Source organism: Trueperella sp. HMSC08H06 (genome assembly GCF_001808465.1).
Lineage (GTDB): Bacteria > Actinomycetota > Actinomycetes > Actinomycetales > Actinomycetaceae > Trueperella > Trueperella bernardiae.
In genome coordinates this window covers 1-18167 of sequence record NZ_KV793371.1, presented here as the reverse complement: position 1 = coordinate 18167, position 18167 = coordinate 1, and the positions used below count along the sequence as shown (strand labels likewise).

General features: G+C 63.9%; 13 protein-coding genes. All 13 read right to left on the bottom strand.

Annotation, left to right across the window (positions count from 1 at the left end):
- Positions 1-43: 43 nt before the first annotated feature.
- On the bottom strand, positions 44-292 hold the full coding sequence (gene grcA2, locus HMPREF3174_RS09605) for an autonomous glycyl radical cofactor GrcA2 (RefSeq protein ID WP_083200644.1): 249 nt from the start codon (positions 290-292) through the stop codon (positions 44-46).
- A gap of 26 nt (positions 293-318) precedes the next feature.
- The gene (gene pflB / locus HMPREF3174_RS08860; protein WP_068539192.1) at positions 319-2400 is read right to left on the bottom strand and encodes a formate C-acetyltransferase; all 2082 of its coding nucleotides are present in this window, start codon (positions 2398-2400) and stop codon (positions 319-321) included.
- A 177-nt stretch (positions 2401-2577) separates the two neighbouring features.
- Positions 2578-4170, bottom strand: a complete 1593-nt coding sequence (cimA, locus tag HMPREF3174_RS08855) for a citramalate synthase (protein WP_070448390.1) — start codon at positions 4168-4170, stop codon at positions 2578-2580.
- A gap of 3 nt (positions 4171-4173) precedes the next feature.
- Positions 4174-5316, bottom strand: a complete 1143-nt coding sequence (locus HMPREF3174_RS08850) for a branched-chain amino acid aminotransferase (protein ID WP_062614199.1) — start codon at positions 5314-5316, stop codon at positions 4174-4176.
- Positions 5317-5340: 24 nt separating this feature from the next.
- On the bottom strand, positions 5341-6390 hold the full coding sequence (locus HMPREF3174_RS08845; protein ID WP_070446200.1) for a 3-isopropylmalate dehydrogenase: 1050 nt from the start codon (positions 6388-6390) through the stop codon (positions 5341-5343).
- A 432-nt stretch (positions 6391-6822) separates the two neighbouring features.
- On the bottom strand, positions 6823-8241 hold the full coding sequence (gene aspA, locus HMPREF3174_RS08840; protein WP_070446202.1) for an aspartate ammonia-lyase: 1419 nt from the start codon (positions 8239-8241) through the stop codon (positions 6823-6825).
- Between the two features lie 142 nt (positions 8242-8383).
- On the bottom strand, positions 8384-9409 hold the full coding sequence (ilvC, locus tag HMPREF3174_RS08835) for a ketol-acid reductoisomerase (RefSeq protein WP_062614196.1): 1026 nt from the start codon (positions 9407-9409) through the stop codon (positions 8384-8386).
- A gap of 15 nt (positions 9410-9424) precedes the next feature.
- Positions 9425-9961, bottom strand: coding sequence for an acetolactate synthase small subunit (ilvN, locus tag HMPREF3174_RS08830; protein WP_062614195.1), 537 nt, complete (start codon positions 9959-9961; stop codon positions 9425-9427).
- Positions 9958-11757, bottom strand: a complete 1800-nt coding sequence (locus HMPREF3174_RS08825) for an acetolactate synthase large subunit (protein ID WP_070446204.1) — start codon at positions 11755-11757, stop codon at positions 9958-9960. The genes ilvN and HMPREF3174_RS08825 overlap by 4 nt, the downstream gene beginning before the upstream one ends.
- A gap of 408 nt (positions 11758-12165) precedes the next feature.
- Positions 12166-13770 (bottom strand): aspartate:alanine exchanger family transporter, encoded by a 1605-nt coding sequence (locus HMPREF3174_RS08820; RefSeq protein WP_062614193.1) that lies wholly within the window; start codon positions 13768-13770, stop codon positions 12166-12168.
- Positions 13771-13870: 100 nt separating this feature from the next.
- Entirely contained in the window at positions 13871-15175 is a 1305-nt protein-coding gene (locus tag HMPREF3174_RS08815; protein WP_062614192.1) for a threonine/serine exporter family protein, read from the bottom strand.
- Between the two features lie 129 nt (positions 15176-15304).
- Positions 15305-17089 (bottom strand): dihydroxy-acid dehydratase, encoded by a 1785-nt coding sequence (gene ilvD, locus HMPREF3174_RS08810; RefSeq protein WP_070448389.1) that lies wholly within the window; start codon positions 17087-17089, stop codon positions 15305-15307.
- 62 nt (positions 17090-17151) lie between these two features.
- On the bottom strand, positions 17152-17952 hold the full coding sequence (locus HMPREF3174_RS08805) for a class I SAM-dependent methyltransferase (RefSeq protein WP_062614190.1): 801 nt from the start codon (positions 17950-17952) through the stop codon (positions 17152-17154).
- Positions 17953-18167 lie beyond the last annotated feature (215 nt).

The following is an 18167-nucleotide window of genomic DNA, read 5'->3' as shown; positions in this document are numbered from 1 at the left end:
GGCGCGCGGGAAGGCTCCCGCGCGCCCGCCTCAACGACTCACCTTACATCTGGTCGTGGAACGTGCGCGACAGGACGTCGAGCTGCTGCTCGCGGGTCAGGCGCACGAAGTTCACCGCGTAGCCGGACACGCGCACGGTCAGCTGCGGGTACTTCTCCGGGTTCTCCATCGCGTCCTCGAGAGTCTCACGGTTGAGGACGTTGACGTTGGCATGGTACAGACCCTGGACGCCACCGTTCGTCTCACGCTGAGCCTTCATCGAAGCCAGGCGCTCATCGTATGTCATAGCCATGATTAATCTCCTTGTGTGTATCTCTATTAGCCCTTGTGCACCATGCCGGCATCCATGATGCCAACAAGGTTGGTGACCTGCTCGTCGCGGTCACGGCCGAGCGAGCTGGGAACAATGGTGTTGGTCAGCGAGATGCCGTCGAGGGCATCCGTGTAGTCAAGCTTGCCCACCGAAAGCATGGAGGCAAGCATGCCGTGCGTGTCAGCACCGTTTTCCGGGTTGGCACCCGGGGCGAACGGCGTGCCGGCGCGGTGGCCGGAGGGGAAGTTGCCGGTGTTCTTGCCGTAGACCACGTTGGAGGTGATCGTCAGCACCGACTGGGTGGGCACCGCGTTGCGGTACATCGGGATTGCTTTGATCTTGCTCATCACCGTGTGAACGATGGTGGCTGCGATCTCATCCGCGCGATCGTCGTCGTTACCGTAACGCGGGAAGTTACCCTCGGTGTGGTAGTCAACAATGAGACCGGTTTCGTCGCGGATCGGGTAGACCTTGGCGTACTTGATCGCGGCGAGCGAGTCGGCCACGATCGACAGACCGGCGATGCCGCAGCCCATCGTGCGCAGGATATCCGTGTCGTGGAGCGCCATCTCGAGCGCCTCGTAGGCGTACTTGTCGTGGCTCCAGTGGATGATGTTGAGGGCCTCCACGTAGGTTTCGACAACCCACGTGAGCATGTCCTCGTACTTCTCCCACACCTCGTCGAAGTCGAGCGGGCCGTCGCCCTCGATGGGCGCGTGACCTTCCACGACCTGCTTGCCGGTCATCTCGTCACGGCCTCCGTTGATCGCGTAGAGCAGCGACTTGGCCGCGTTTACGCGGGCACCGAAGAACTGCATCTGCTTGCCCACCTGCATCGGGGACACACAGCAGGCGATCGCCGCGTCGTCGCCCCAGTGGCCGCAGATCTGGCGGTCGGCCTCGTACTGGATGGACGACGTTTCGATCGAGACCTCGGCGCAGAAGCGCTTGTAGCCGTCGGGCAGGCGCTCGGACCAGAAGATCGTGATGTTCGGCTCCGGGGCCGGGCCCAGGTTCATGAGGGTCTGGAGCAGACGGAAGGAGGTCTTGGTGACGAGCGTGCGCCCGTCCAGACCGAAGCCCGCGTCAGACCAGGTGGCCCAGTACGGATCGCCCGAGAAGATCTGGTCGTAGGCCTCGGTGCGCAGGAAGCGCACGATGCGCAGCTTGATCACCAGCGAGTCAATGATCTCCTGGGCCTCGGACTCGGTGAGGATGCCGCGGGCGAAGTCGCGCTCGAAGTAGATGTCAAAGAACGCCGACACGCGACCGAACGACATCGCGGCGCCGTCCTGGGACTTGATCGCGCCGAGGTAGCCAAAGTACGTCCACTGCACGGCCTCCTTGGCCGTCTCAGCCGGGCGGGAGATGTCGAAGCCGTAGCCCTCAGCCATCTTCTTCAGCTTCTTCAGGGCCGCGATCTGCTCGGAGATCTCCTCCATGTCGCGGGCCCAATCCTGGGAGAACGGCAGGTCGGCGCGCGCGAGCTTGTCGGCCTGCTTCTCCTCGATCAGGCGGTCGACGCCGTAGAGCGCCACGCGGCGGTAGTCGCCGATGATGCGGCCGCGGCCGTAAGCGTCGGGCAGGCCGGTGATGATGTGCGAGGAGCGGGCCGCGCGGATGCGCGGGGTGTAGACGTCGAACACGCCCTGGTTGTGGGTCTTGCGGTAGCGAGTGAAGATCTCCTTGACCTCCGGGTTCGCCTCCAGGCCCGCCTCGTGGATCGCGGTTTCGACCATGCGCCAGCCGCCGAACGGCATCATGGCGCGCTTGAGCGGCACGTCGGTCTGCAGGCCGACGATCACGTCGTCGTTGTCGGAGATGTAGCCCGGGCCGAAGGCATCGATGTCAGCCGGGACATCGATGTCGACGTCGTAGACGCGCTTCTCACGCTCGACCGACAGGTACTTTTCGTCAAGCTCCTTCCACAGCTCCAACGTCTTCTCGGTCGGACCCTCGAGGAAGCTCTTGTCGCCTTCGTAGGGGGTGTAGTTCTTCTGGATGAAGTCGCGCACGTCGATCGTAGACTGCCACGCGCCTTCCGTGAATCCTTGCCACTGCTGGATTGTCGTTACCTCGTCGGTCACGTTACTCCTTAGGTCGTTCTAAGTTCGACTCCAATTCTAAGGATACTCCTCCCCTCGTGCTCTTATGGGGAGCTAACTCACAGGGGCTAAATCCGACAAATCGGGCACCGCCCCGCGCACCCTGAATGGAGTTATTCCAGCATGGGACTAAAGGACCGCCCCGCGTCCGCTATCAGGCTAAACGGCCTGGTGCCCCGAGCGGATGAGCCCGTAATGATACCCGCCCGTCAGCGCCTCCCACGCCGCCTCGATCACGTCCGCGCCCACACCCACCGTGGTCCACGTGCCCGCCGCGTCGTTCATCGTCAGCAGCACGCGCGTCACGGCGCTCGTGCCGTCGGCCGAGTCAAGGATGCGCACCTTGAAGTCCGTCAGCCGCATGCCCCTCAGCTCGGCATACACGGGCGTCAGCGCCGCGCGCAACGCCTGGTCGAGCGCGTGCACCGGGCCCACGCCCTCCCCCATACGCATGATCCGCTGGCCGCCAGCGTGCAGCTTGACGCGCGCCTCGCTCACGGTTTCCGACGGCGACGCCGCCGAGCGCACGTCCGCTGCCCACTGCTCCACCTCGAAGTAGCTCACCAGCTCCCCGAGCACCTCGCGCACGAGCAACTCAAAGGAGGCGTCCGCCGCGTCGTAGGTGTAGCCCATCGCCTCGGCGGCCTTGACCCGCTCCGTGATGAGGCGCAACTCCTCCTTACGGCCCGCCAGGTCCACCCCGAACTCGCGGCATTTGAGCTCCACGGACGACCGGCCAGCCATGTCCGAGACCAACATCCGCATGTCATTACCCACCGCCGCCGGGTCAGTGTGCTGGTAGAGGTTGGGATCCACCCGGATCGCCGAGGCGTGCAGGCCGGCCTTGTGCGCGAAGGAGGAGCGCCCCACGTAGGGCTGGCGCAGCTGCGGGGCCATGTTCGTCAACTCCGCGATCGCGTGGGAGACGGAGGTGAAGTCGGCCAGCTGGGCCTCCGTCACCGCCTCCAGATCAGTCTTCAGCGCCAGGTTCGCCGCCACCGTCAAAAGGTTCGCGTTCCCCGTGCGTTCGCCATATCCGTTGATGGTGCCCTGCACCTGCCGGCATCCGGCTTCCACCGCCGCGATCGAGTTCGCCACGGCGCATCCGGCGTCGTCGTGCGTGTGAATGCCCAGCCTGGGCACGACTCCGCCCGCCTCGAGCCGTGCCGTGAGCTCACGGACCGTCGCGGAGACCCGGCTGGGCAGCGAGCCACCGTTGGTGTCGCACAGGATGGCCCAGCTGGCCCCTGCCGCGAGCGCCTCGGCGACGACGGCGGTGGCGTAGTCGGAGTCGGCGGAAAAGCCGTCGAAGAAGTGTTCCATGTCCACCATGACCTCGCGCCCGCACGAGCGCAGGTAGGTGACCGTGTCGCGGACCATGCGCAGGTTTTCCTCGGCGGTGGTGCGTAGCGCGCCGAGCACGTGGCGGATGTCGGACTTGGCGACCAGGCAGATGACCGGCGCACCCGAGTCCACGAGCGCCGCCACTTGCGGGTCCTCCGCGGCGGCCACCTCGGCCTTGGCGGTGGCGCCAAATGCGGTGAGCGTGGCGGACCTCAGCGGGTTACGCGCCTTGAGCGCCTCGAAGAACTCCGTGTCACGCGGGATCGCGCCCGGCCAGCCACCCTCGATGTAGTCCGCGCCCATCGCCTCGATGTGCGGGAGCATCGCGATTTTGTCCGCCACGGACAGGCTGATGCCCTCCATCTGGGCGCCGTCACGCAAGGTTGTGTCGTAGATGAAGACCTTCATTGGCTAGGCGTCAGCGATCTTGTACAGCCAGCCGAAGCGGTCCTCGCGGTGGCCGAGCTGGATGGCGGTCAGTTCGTCGTAGATCGCGGCGGTCTTCTCCCCCACCGGCACCTCCACGTCGAAGTCCCCGGAGGCCAAGCGCCCGATCGGGGTGACAACGGCGGCCGTGCCGCACGCGAACATCTCCGCCACATCGCCCGACTGAATGCCGTCCACCACCGACGCCAGCGAGATGGTCTCCTCGCTCACGGCCGCGCCCTCGGACTCGAGGAACTGCAGGATCGAGGAGCGTGTGCCGCCGGGCAGGATGTTGCCCGTCAGCTTCGGGGTCTTGACCGAGCCGTCAGCCATGACCACGAACACGTTCATGCCGCCCAGCTCGTCGATGTTGGTGTTGGTGGCCGCGTCCATGAAGAGCACCTCGTCGAAGCCGGCGTCGTGCGCCGTGACCTTGGGAAGGAGCGAGGCGGCGTAGTTCCCGCCGGTCTTGACGTCGCCCATCCCGCCGGGGCCGGCGCGGTGGTAGTCGCGGTCCACGAAGACATTAATCGGCTTGAGCCCATTCGGGAAGTAGGCGCCCGACGGCGAGGCAATCACCAAGTACTCGTACCGCGTGGCGGCTCGCACACCCAGGAAGGCCTCGGAAGCGAAGACGAAGGGGCGCAGGTATAGCGAGCTACCCGGCGCGGAGGGCACCCAGCGCGCGTCCGCACGCACGAGGTCCACGATCGAGCCCATAAAATCAGCCAACGGGATCTCCGGGATCGCGAGCCGCCTGCACGACATGTTGATGCGCGCCGCGTTGTAGGTGGGGCGGAAGGTCCAGATCGAGCCGTCATCGTGACGGTAGGCCTTCATTCCTTCGAAGGCCTCCTGGCCATAGTGGAGGATCGCGCCGGCCGGGTCCAGGCTGAGCGGGCCGTAGGGAGCGATTTCCTTGTTGTGCCAGCCGTTCTCCGCGGTCCAGGTGGCGTGGGCCATGTAGTCAGAAAAGTCGGTGCCGAAGCCCAAGTTGGCCATGATCCGGCCGTACTCGGCCTCCGACTTCAGGACCTTGTTCGGCTGGAGCGCGAACGTGCCGGCAAAGCTATCGGCGCTTTGAACCGGCTGGGCCGACAGTTTCTCGAGTTCCGTGTGCTGACGCATGAGAGTCCTTCCTTCTCCCCAATTCTACCGCTCGAGCAGGGCCACGATCGCATCGCCAATCTGGGCGGTGGTGCGGACCAGGGGCCGGCCTGAGGCCGCCGCCTCGGCGCGAGTTGCCATGTCAGCGTCGACGGCAGCGCGCACCCTCTCCCCCAGCTCCGGATAGCCCAGGAAGTCCAGCATGAGCGCCACCGAGGAGATCGTGGCAATCGGGTCCGCGATGCCCTTGCCCGCGATGTCCGGGGCCGAACCGTGGACGGGTTCGAACATCGAGGGGAACGTGCGGTTCGGGTTGATGTTTCCCGACGCCGCCAGCCCGATTCCGCCCGTGACCGCGCCAGCTTCGTCCGTGAGGATGTCACCGAAAAGGTTGTCGGTGACGATCACGTCGAAGCGGCCCGGGTCCGTGACCAGGAAGATCGTGGCGGCGTCCACGTGCAGATAGTCGGTGGTGACGTCCGGGTACTCGGCGCCGACCTCCTCCACCGTGCGGCGCCACAGGTGGCCGGCGTGAACGAGGACGTTGTGCTTGTGGACGAGCGTAAGCTTCTTGCGGCGCGCACGCGCCTGCTCGAATGCGAAGCGCACCACGCGCTCCGCCCCGAAGCGGGTGTTGATCGAGACCTCCGTGGCGATCTCCTGGTCCGTGCCCTCGCGCAGGTTACCACCATTGCCGGCATACAGCCCCTCGGTGCCCTCGCGGACCACGACGAAGTCGATGTCGCCGGGGTTGGCTAGGGGCGTGGGCACGCCCGGGTAGTACTTGGAGGGGCGCAGGTTGACGTACTGGTCCAGGTCAAAGCGCAGCTTGAGCAGCAGGCCGCGCTCGAGCACGCCCGACGGCATCGACGGATCGCCCACCGCGCCCAACAGGATCGCGTCCTTGCCCTTGATCTCCTCGAGCTCGGCGTCCGTGAGGACCTCGCCCGTGCGGTGGTAGCGGCCCGCGCCGAGGTCATAGTGGGTGAGGGCAAAATCAACATCACCAGCCACGGCGGAAAGCACCTTCAGGCCCTCGGCCACAACTTCGGGGCCAATGCCATCACCAGGGATAACTGCAAGTTCAATAGCCATGGGGCAAGTCTAGGCAATGTCCGCGCCTCGGGATTGGCGGACCACGATCCGGACGTTGGGCTGGGGCTGGCCGGTGGGGCGGCCGATTATCCTGCGACTCGGGGCCTAGCCGACAGAACTCGTGAAAATACCGGCTACCGATGCTATATCGACCTGGCGGACCCCAGATTCACGACTTCTGACGGAACTGCCGGGTGCAACCTGCCGCCGACCGTGACAGGTGTGGCAAACGAGATAATTGTGCAGGATGCGCACACCCGGAAGCAGGCCCAGCACGCCGGCAGACCCGGTACGCGAGAAGGAATCCCATCACACAAAGAAGTGATCCCATCACGGAAGCAGGCGCGGCACCAATTCGCTGAAAACTGGTGCCGCGCCTGTTGAGGAACGGTTGAAGATTCGCGGGCGGCCGCGAACAGGGCGACGGCGTCGTTAATCGTAGACTTCACCCATATAGACCGGATTAATAAGGTTTTCCACCGATAACGCGCGGTCGAGCTCCTCCTCCGACAGCAGCCCCGCCTCCAGCACGAGCTCCCGAATCCCCCGCCCGGTCTGGGCGGCCTCACGGCCGATGGCATCGCCGTGTTTGTGGCCAATAAGCTCGTTCAGATACGTAATAATGCCGATGGAATTCATCACATAGGCCTTGCAGATTTCCTCATTGACCGTGATCCCGTCAATGCACCGCACGCGCAACGTGGCGAGCGCGTTCGTCAAAAGCTCGATGTCCTCGAACAGGCACTGCCCGATCACCGGCTCCATCACATTCAGCTGCAACTGGCCCGCCTCGGAGGCCATCGTCACCGTCAAATCGTTGCCGATCACCTTGAAGCACACCTGGTTCACCACCTCCGGGATCACCGGGTTCACCTTCGCCGGCATGATCGACGAACCGGCCTGCATCTGCGGCAAATTGATCTCATTCAAACCCGCGCGCGGGCCCGACGACAGCAGGCGCAGGTCATTACAAATCATCGACACCTTCGTAGCAATTCGCTTAAACGCGCTAGACATCGCCACGTAAGCGCCCGTGTCCGAGGTGGCCTCAATGAGGTTCGGCGCCGACTGCACCGCCAACCCCGTCACCTCCGCCAGGCGCGCCACCACGGCCTCCTGGAACCCATCCGGGGTGTTGAGCTTCGTACCAATCGCGGTGGCGCCCAAGTTCACCTCGAGCAGCAGCTCCATCTGCCGGCGCACATTCCGCGCCTCCTCCTCCATCAGCACCGAGTAGGCCGCGAACTCCTGCCCCACCGTCATCGGCACGGCATCCTGCAGCTGCGTGCGGCCCATCTTCAACACGTGCATGTTCGCCTGCGCGATCCGATCAAACGACGTGCGCAGCGCATCCAGCTCCCCAATAAAAGCCTCGCACATCTTGTACAGTGCCACGCGGAACCCCGTCGGGTAGGCGTCATTCGTGGACTGGGACTTGTTTACGTGATCATTGGGATGAACGACGTCGTAATCGCCCTTTTCCTTACCCAGCAGCTCAAGAGCGAGGTTGGCCACCACCTCGTTCGTATTCATGTTCACCGACGTGCCTGCCCCGCCCTGGAACGCGTCCACCGGGAACTGGTCCATGCACCGGCCCTCGTTCAAGATGAGGTCACAGGCTGCCACAATCGCTTTCGCCAGATCCTCCGGCAACACCCGCTTGTCCCGATTCGCGAGCGCCTCCGCCTTCTTCACCATCACCATCGCCCGGATGAATTCCGGGGTGTCGTTGATCGTGCGGCCCGAGATCGGGAAATTCTCCTTCGCGCGCAGGGTATGCACGCCGTAGTAGACATCGTTCGGGATCTGACGCGGCCCAAGCAGGTCTTCTTCGATGCGGAAAGCGGACACGTAATGCTCCTCGAGTGTTCGGCACTGAACTTCACATTCATCGTAGCCGCTGGCTCCGACACTTACCCGCCAAAAGGCGAAATATCCAAAAACAGGTGCAAAAGTGGGGGCGACCCGCGGCCGCCCCCACCCCCGGTTTCCCTTAGCGGGCCGCCGAGCCGTCCGTGTAGTCGGCGTCGATTGTGCCCCAGGCAAACATCTTGCGCAGCTCCACGCCCACCTTCTCAATCGGGTGGCCCTCGCCCTTGGCGCGTAGCTCCTTGAACTCAGCCGCGCCGTTGTCCTGATCCGCGATGAAGCGCTCCGCGAAGGTGCCGTCCTGAATGTCGGCCAGGACCTCCTTCATGTTCTCCTTGACCTGCGGGGTGATGACGCGCGGGCCAGAGACGTAGTCGCCGTACTCGGCCGTGTCTGAAATCGACCAACGCTGCTTGGTCAGGCCTCCCTCATTAATGAGGTCAACGATGAGCTTCATCTCGTGCAGCACCTCAAAGTAGGCGATCTCTGGCTGGTAGCCCGCCTCCGTCAGCACCTCAAAACCGTACTGGATGAGCTGGGACACGCCGCCACACAGCACCGCCTGCTCGCCGAACAGGTCCGTCTCGGTTTCCTCAGTGAACGTGGTCTTGATGACGCCAGCGCGCGTGCCGCCGATCGCCTTCGCGTACGACAGCGCCAGATCCCACGCCTGGCCCGACGCGTCCTGCTCCACTGCCACGATATCCGGCACGCCACGCCCGTCCTCGAACTGGCGACGAACCGTGTGACCCGGGCCCTTCGGGGCCACCATGCAAATGTCGTGGCCGGCGTCGGGCTTAATGTAGCCGAAGCGGATGTTGAAGCCGTGGGCGAAGAACAGTGCCGCGTCGTCCAACAGATGCGGGGCGATCTGCTCGGCATACACCTTGCGCTGGTGCTGGTCCGGGGTGAGGATCATGACGACGTCGGCCTGCGCCACCGCCTCCTCAATCGTGGCTACCTTCAGCCCCTGGTCCTCGGCCTTCGCGATCGAGGTCGAACCCGGACGAAGGCCAACGACGACGTCGACCCCCGAGTCGCGCAAGTTCAGCGCGTGAGCATGACCCTGCGAACCGTAACCAATGACGGCCACCTTCTTAGACTGGATGAGGGACAGATCCGCATCGTCGTCGTAAAAAATCTCTGCCATGTCTACTCCTTCGATTTATGCTCCGCGCAACTGCTTGCGCTCGGCCTTGACAACTTCGGTCATGGAACGTGACCCGCGTGAAATCGCGACGGATCCCGACTGGACGATCTCCTTCACACCATACGGCTCCAGGGCGGACAGGAGGGCGTTAATCTTGTCATCTGAGCCGGTGGCCTCGATCGTGACCGCGTCCGGGACAACGTCGACAATCTTCGCCCGGAACAGCTCAACCACCTGGATGACGTTCGTGCGTGACGAATCGTCGGCGCGGACCTTGATGAGGACCAGCTTGCGCTGAACCGACAGGTCGCGCTCCAGCTCGGAGATCTTGATGACGTTGATGAGCTTGTTCAGCTGCTTCGTGATCTGGTCGAAAGACACCTCGGAGGTGTCGACCACCAGGGTGATACGCGACAGCTCCGGGTCCTCCGTGGGCCCCACCGCGAGTGAGTGAATGTTGAACGCGCGGCGGGCAAAGAGGCCAGAGACGCGAGCAAGCACGCCCGGCTTGTTCTCCACCAGAACGGACAGGGTGCGGCGGTGGCTGATCATGCTTGTTCCTCCTCATGCTTGGGTCGCATATCGCGCGCGTACAGGATGTCATCGTTGGAGACGCCCGAGGGCACCATCGGCCACACCATCGAATCCGGGGAGACCACGAACTCCACGACGACCGGACGGTCATTAATGCTCATCGCCTCGGTGATCGCTGCGTCTACGTCCTCCGGGCGCTCCACACGGATCCCGTGGCAATCGTAGGCGTCGGCCATCTTGACGAAGTCCGGGATGCGGCGCGTGCCGTGGCCCGTGTTGAGGTCCGTGTGGGAGAAACGCCCGTCGTAGAACAGGTTCTGCCACTGGCGCACCATGCCCAGCGACGAGTTATTGATGAGGGCGACCTTAATCGGGATGTCGTTGAGGCGGCAGGTGGCGAGCTCCTGGTTGGTCATCTGGAACGAGCCATCGCCGTCGATACACCACACCGTCTTGTCCGGGTTGCCCACCTTCGCGCCCATCGCGGCCGGCACGCCGTAGCCCATCGTGCCCGCGCCACACGAGGTGACGAGCTGGCCCGGGAACTGGAGCGGGATGAACTGCTGGGCCCACATCTGATGCTGGCCCACTCCCGTGGAGAAGATCGAGTCTCCCGCGAGCGCACCCAGGCGCGACAGGACATACTGCGGGCTCATCAGCCCGTCCTCCGGCTCCTCGTAGCCCACCGGGTAGGTCTCGCTCATGCGGTCGAGGAACGCCCACCATGCCGCCAGGTCCGGGGTGCCGTACTGCTCGAAGGCGTCCGGGATCTCGTCGATCAGTGCCTCGATCGTGAGACGCAGGTCGCCCTGCAGCGCGACGTCGACCGCCCGGTTCTTGCCGAACTCCGCCGGGTCGATGTCCGCGTGGATGACCTTCGCCTCCGGCGCGAACTCGTCCAGCTTGCCCGTGACCCGGTCATCGAAGCGGGCGCCGAGCGTGATGAGCAGGTCCGACTTTTGCAGGGCGACGACGGCCGGGACCGCCCCGTGCATGCCCGGCATGCCCAGGTGGTGGCGATCCGAATCGGGGAAGGCGCCGCGAGCGTTGAGGGTGGTGACCACCGGGATGCCTGTCATCTCCACTAGCTGGGCCAGCTCCTCATGAGCGCGGGAGCGGATCGCGCCGCCGCCCACATAGAATACCGGCTTGGAGGCGGCCGCGATCATGCGCGCCGCCTCACGCACCTGGCGCAGGCTCGGCCTGGTCTGCGGGCTGTAGCCGGGCAGCTCCATCTTCGGCGGCCACACGAACTCGCACTCCTCGTTCTGCGCCGACTTCGTGACGTCCACCAGCACCGGGCCCGGGCGGCCCGAGCGGGCCAGGTGGTAGGCCTCCGCGATGCGGGCCGGGATCTCGTTCGCATCCGTGATAAGGAAAGAGTGCTTGGCCAGCGGGTAGGTGGCCCCGATGATGTCCGCCTCCTGGAAGGCGTCCGTGCCGATCAGGCTAGCGCCCACCTGGCCCGTGATTGCCACCAGCGGCACCGAGTCAAGGTTCGCATCCAGCAGCGCCGTCACCAGGTTCGAGGCGCCTGGGCCCGAGGTGGCCATGCACACCCCGACCTCGCCCGTGGACACCGCCAGGCCCTCCGCCGCGTGCCCCGCGCCCTGCTCGTGGCGGACCAAGATGTGGCGAATGGACGACTCAAAGATCGCGTCATACAGAGGCAACGCGGCACCACCTGGCAGACCAAAAATGGTCTTGACGCCCAGCTCCTCAAGCGAGCGAATAACCGCTCGCGCACCCGTGGTTTTCTCACGGATAGTCGTCGGCTCTTCCTTAGCCTTCGGTGGCGTTGGCCCTAGTGCCATGGTTCCTCCTTGAAATTTCAGTGCCGGTCATTCACGCATGAAAAAACCCCCCGAGTTTCGAGGGGCGCACCGCAGGACAGCGTTACCTGCAGGTGCGCTGAACTACTACGAGAATAATCGACATATGCCGATCGTAGACTGCCGCCAAAGAGCCGGCCAAATCTTTCCCGAAAGATCTCACATGCTGGATCATGGTCTTCGCTGCCGGCCTGCTGGCGGGATGACGGGGGCTCGTTCCGTGAGGCCGCAGGCTGGACGCCGGGAAGCCGAAGGGCCCGGAACCGCGCGGTTCCGGGCCCCTCATCGGCCGGTATCAGATGGCGCGACGGCGTCGTGCAGTCAAGCCGCGCCGCTCCGGCGTCGTGCCAATGCTGCCCGAACGCCAAACCGAGCCGCCGGGCGGGATCGCTACGGCATCGAGCCGAGGATGGTCGCCACCAGGATCTTGCCGATCATCGCAATCGGGTAAACCAAGGCATATCCGAGCGCGACGCGCGGATCGGAGTTCGTTCGCCCATTGGCGAAAGCGAGGACCGCCGGCTGTGTCTGCGCTCCGCCGAGCAGGCCGGACAGCTGCGTGCCGCCCATCTTGAACACGTAGCGCATCGTAAGGTACAAGCTGATGGCCAAGGTCGAGGTGAAGAGAACACCGAGCAGAAGGATCTGGATCCACGTACCGGATTCGAAGGCCAGAGCGATCTGGCCACCCGCAGTGGTTCCCGCCTGCGCGAGGAAGATCAGCAGGCCCAACTCAGACAGGACAGCACACGTCGTATTCGGCAGCGCCGTAATCTGCTTACCGATACGGCCGACGCGGCCAAAGACCAAGCCGACCAGCAGCGTACCCGCCGCCGCACCGATGGCGAACGTGCTGCCACCCGGCAACGGGAAACGGATGACACCGAACGCTATGCCGAGCGCCATCCCAAGCCCCAGAGCCACCGGGTTCAGATCCGAAAAACCGCGCGCCGAATCGCCAAAGAACTTGGAGATAAGCTTCATGTTCGACGTCGGGCCAATCACGCGCACGCGATCACCCATTTCAATCATGAATTCGGGAACGGCAAGCATGTCAGAATCCCCGCGGCGAACACGCGAAACCGTGGCGCCGAACTTGTTAAACAGGATCTCGTCAAGCTCCGCGATCGTCTTGCCCGCGATCTTCGGCTCAGACACCGTGATGCGCCGGAAATCGAGATAACGCCGGTCCGCACGCAACGAATGCGACGACTGGTGACCCACCATCGTCTTCAGCTCTTCCAGCTCATGCACGGGCCCAACGACCGTCAGCAGGTCACCCTTCTCCAGGACGTCATGCTTCGTGGGGATCCAGATCGGCCCCTCCTCACCGCGCCGCATACGCGAGATTTCCGGCGGGTTCTTAAACAGGCCAAGGATCGCCCCCACACGGGGGTTGTCGTCACGGTCCACGCGCAGATTCATGTGCGTGATCGGCGTCGGTTTATCGGTATCCGCTGCGGAATTACGCAACGCGATCGCAGCAGCAATCATCATTCCGATCACGCCGAACAGGTAAGAAATCGAGTAACCGACAGTCGCCTGCGCCTCAAATCCCGACGCCTCCGCGGCAGCCGCCAACGCCGGAGTGTTCGTCAACGCACCCGCGAACGTTCCTGCAACCAGCGCGGTGTCCATCCCGAGCACAAAGCGCCCAACAACGTATCCAACCCCGCCCGTCAGGAAGTAAATGACAACGAGCGCGGCCATCGGCCCGAGCGCCCTCCGGACGTTTTCAAAGAACGACGGGCCAGAGTTATTGCCGATCGCAAAGGTGAACAGGGCCAACCCGAGATGGCCAATCTTCGCGCTAATCGCAATGTCGATTCCGTGAGACTTCGCAAAAGCAGAAAACGCAATCGCCGCAAACAGCACCGCCGCCGCACCAAGGGACACTCCCTTCACCTTGATGTGGCCAAAAATCATGCCTATGCCGATAAGCAAGAACGCAAGCAACACTGGTTCTTCAGCGAAGAACTCCAGAAACCCCGTCATCCTCTACCTTTCCTAAGAACGAGACCTTCATCCATTATCCCCGGAAAGCCGCGTTATTCCCACCGAAAGCAGCAAGACAGAATACGTTCAGACCCGGGCGCTAGTTTGCACGATCCTCCAGATAGCTATCGGCCAGCTTGGTCGTGTCACGATCGTGCAACCAGCCTCGATCCGTGACCGCACGGGAGAACGCCAAGCCGAATCCGATCGCCATGATCACGAAGAAAACCTCCGCGATCGTCGTCAACGCAATCGACAAGTTGCCCTCGTTGATCGCCACCAACGCGCGGTAGAACGGCACGCCCGGAATCATGATCACCACAGACGGTACGGAGAGAGAAACACGGGAATGGGTGGTCCGCCATGCCACGAACGTCGCACACAAACCAGCAACGAAGGCCGCCAATCCCACCGCGATCTGCCACGGAATGCCCGAATAGTTCTGGAGGATCAGGCGGGTCGGGTTGGTCAGCGCGGCCACGCCAGCTGCCAGAAGCGCCACCTTCCACGCGGCATTAAAAAGGATGGCAAAGCCACCCGCCGCAACGAAGGAACACAGGATCTGCAAGGACAGGTTCAGCGCGAACGGCAACGCCATGGGAGCGGCACCCACCACGTCCCAATTCGTGGCGTGGGTCACGGCCCATAAAGGCAACCCCGCCGATCCAAGTACCATCACACAATAGGAGAACCGTGCCAACGCGGACTGAAAATCGGAACGCACGAAGTCAAGCATCGCGGTGGTTAACGGGAATCCCGGAATGAGGAACAAGATCGCCGAGATCAGACCCGCCTGGTGGCTCAGCTGCAGGACGTGGCCAAAGGAGGCCAACATGGACAAGATCCCCATGTACACCAGCGGGGAGACCATGCCACACACGACCCAAATGAAGAAGTGGGCATAATTGCGCTTAAGCATCAGCTTACGGACAAGCTGGCCAATGCCGGCCGCGAAAAACACCGTGGTACATTCGACGACGCGCCCACCATTGAGGAAGCAGAATGCTGCACACGCGAACGCCGCCGCGAACACGGTGGTCCACATCCCCCAGTGCCGATCCTGCTTGACCGTCTGCTCCAAGAGCGAGCGCAGGTGGGACACGCTACGTACCTTAAGGTCCTGGGTGCCGATCTCGGACAAGACATCAAGGCGTCGAGAGTTCACTCCCACGTGACGCTGCTCAGTAAAGTCCGTCTGTGAGCGCCCGTTCTCCCACGCGGTTACGGTGATATCCGTCATTGTGACGGACGCTTCAAGCCTGCTAATTCCGAGCTGATGGGCAGCGCGCGCCATCGAGTACTTCACACGATACGCACCCGCGCCAGAAGCCAGCAGTAGTCTGCCGTATGCGAGAATCGCCCGCGCCTTTTCCTCAAGAGTGTCAGGGTATTTCTCGTCTCCCATAACCAATCCATTCAGATCGTTAACAAACCCGCCGATACTATACCCATCGCAAGCGCGAGCAATGATCGACGCAAGTCCTACGTCTCGCTTTCACACCTGGCGGACCACTGCCCACCAACACGTCCAGGCCTAGATTTGGCGGACCGCGCCCGAGGACGCCGACGTCGCCATCGCCGCATACGCGCGCAGGGCCTTGGAGACCGTGCGGTCGCGGTTCGGCGCCCAGGGCGCCTCGCCCTTCTCCGCCCGACGCCGCGCCAGCTCTTCGTCCGACACGTCCAGCTTGAGCAGACGCGTAGGGACGTCAATCACGATCCGGTCCCCCTCCTCGATGAGCCCGATCATGCCGCCCGAGGCCGCCTCCGGCGAAATGTGCCCGATCGACAGGCCCGACGTTCCACCCGAGAACCGCCCGTCCGTAATCAGCGCACACGTCTTCCCCAGGCCCAGGCCCTTAAGGAACGACGTGGGGTACAGCATCTCCTGCATTCCCGGCCCGCCCTTGGGGCCCTCGTACCGGATCACGACGACGTCGCCCGGCACCACCTGCTTCGACAAAATCAGCTCGATCGCTGCCTCCTGCGATTCGACCACGCGGGCCGGCCCCTCGAAGTGGAAAAGCGATTCGTCAATGCCAGCCGTCTTGATGACTGCCCCGTCCTTCGCCAGGTTGCCGAACAGGACGCACAGGCCGCCGTCGGCAGTGTAGGCGTGGCCAAGGTCGCGGATGCAGCCGACCGCCGCGTCGTCGTCAATCGACTCATAGCGCCGATCCTGCGAGAACGCCTGCGTGGTGCGGATCCCGCCCGGGGCCACCGTGAACAGGTCCTTCGCAGCCGCCGAGGCGCTGCCGCCGCGGACGTCCCACTCCCCCAGCCAGTCCTCGAGCGAGGGGGCGTGGATGGCGTGAACGCTGCGGTCGAGCAGGCCGCCCCGGTCGAGTTCGCCGAGGATCGCGGGGATGCCGCCCGCCCGGTGGAAATCCTCCATGTGGTAGCGCGTGGAATTCGGGGCCACCTTCGCCAGGCAGGGCGTGCGGCGAGAGAGCGCGTCGATGTCCGCGATCGAGAAGTCCACCTCGCCCTCATGGGCCGCGGCCAGGATGTGCAGCACCGTGTTCGTGGACCCGCCCATCGCGATGTCCATCGTCATCGCGTTGCGGAACGCGCCCGGGGTGGCGATCGAGCGCGGGAGGACCGACTCGTCGCCGTCGTCGTAATAGCGGTGGCACAGCTCCACGATCAGCTCACCCGCCCGCTCAAACAGGTCCCGGCGCCGCGCAGCCGTGGCCAGCGTGGACCCATTACCCGGCAGCGACAGGCCAAGCGCCTCCGTGAGGCAGTTCATCGAATTCGCCGTGAACATCCCCGAGCACGATCCACACGTGGGGCACGCGTTCTCTTCAATCGCGAGCAGCTGGGCGTCACTCACCGCATCATTCACCGACTGCGCCATCGCGTCAATGAGGTCAATGTTGTGATCCGCCACGCCCTGCACCGGCTTGCCCGACTCCATCGGCCCTCCCGAGACGAACACCACCGGGATGTTAAGCCGCATCGCGGCCATCAGCATGCCCGGCGTGATCTTGTCACAGTTCGAGATGCACACCAGCGCGTCCGCGCAGTGGGCGTTGACCATGTACTCCACCGAGTCCGCGATAATCTCCCGGCTCGGCAGAGAGTAGAGCATCCCATCGTGCCCCATCGCGATACCGTCATCCACCGCGATCGTGTTAAACTCCTTGCCCACGCCGCCTGCAGCCTCAATAGCCTTGATAACCAGCTGGCCCATGTCTTTGAGGTGCACGTGGCCCGGAACGAACTGAGTGAATGAGTTGGCCACCGCGATGATCGGCTTACCGAAATCCTCTGCCCCCATACCGGTTGCCCGCCAAAGCGCGCGAGCACCCGCCATGTTGCGTCCCGTGGTTGACGTCGCTGAACGAAGCTGTGGCACGATCTCCTCTTTTCTCTCTACTAAGCGCTATCGTAGCGGCCCGCTCCGACAAAACGTGTGGCGGTCCATACCTGCAACTGGTACGGCACCCCCACCACGGCGTCGTCACGCCAGCTCAAGTGCTTGAACATGTACCACTCGAGGTTGGCGCGCATCCGTGCCCGACCCTCAGGCGAAGCCTGTAACCACGACGACCGCGTCGTCCCCAGCCGCGCAATCTGCTCCGGGAGCAGCGGGTCGAGCCAGGTGTTGGCGTGCAACTCTGGCTCCGTGAACGGACGCTCCATGTGGCCGTGATGGCCGGGGATGCGCAGGTCCGGGACGCGATCGATCCGGTGCACGTCCCCCGAGCGCATGATCCGCGCCAGTCTGTGCACCCAAGCCTGACGCACGTCAAACTGGTTGTAGAGGATGAGCACGCGCCCGCCGGGCTTGACCACGCGCGCGGACTCACGTGCCGCCGCCCGCTCGTCAAGCCAGTGCCAGCATTGCCCGAAAGCAAGCACGTCCACGGAGGCATCTGCGAACGGGAGGTGTTCGGCCGTTGCGTCGAGTAGCCGCTCGGTCGGGAAGTTAGGCAGGGCCCGCGTGAAACCGACACGCATATCCCCCGACGGCTCAACCGCCCACACCTCCCCCGCCAGGCTCGCGAGCGTCGCGGTCAGCTTCCCCGTCCCGGCTCCCACATCAACGACGACGTCGGAGTCGAACACCAGCCCTTCCAGCGCGGAGGTGGGGTAGCCGGGCCGAACGTCCACGTACGTGGAGACGGAGCTACCTGCACGCGCGAACGGGTTATACGAATCGGGCGCTTGCGGCATGCCAATTCTCCCCTTCCTAACTCGTCCGTTACGTACGTACTTGTGCGCTGGTTGTGCGGTGTGTGGTCGTGGTGCTGCGCAGGGATAAAGCCTGACCACCCGAAGCTACGGCCATGATCACACACCGCCATAAGCCGTGACTGGGTATAGTAGTGAGCCCCGACCACACAGGGCCGGGGCTCACGATCAAGTTTGGTGACGGCGGTGTCCTACTC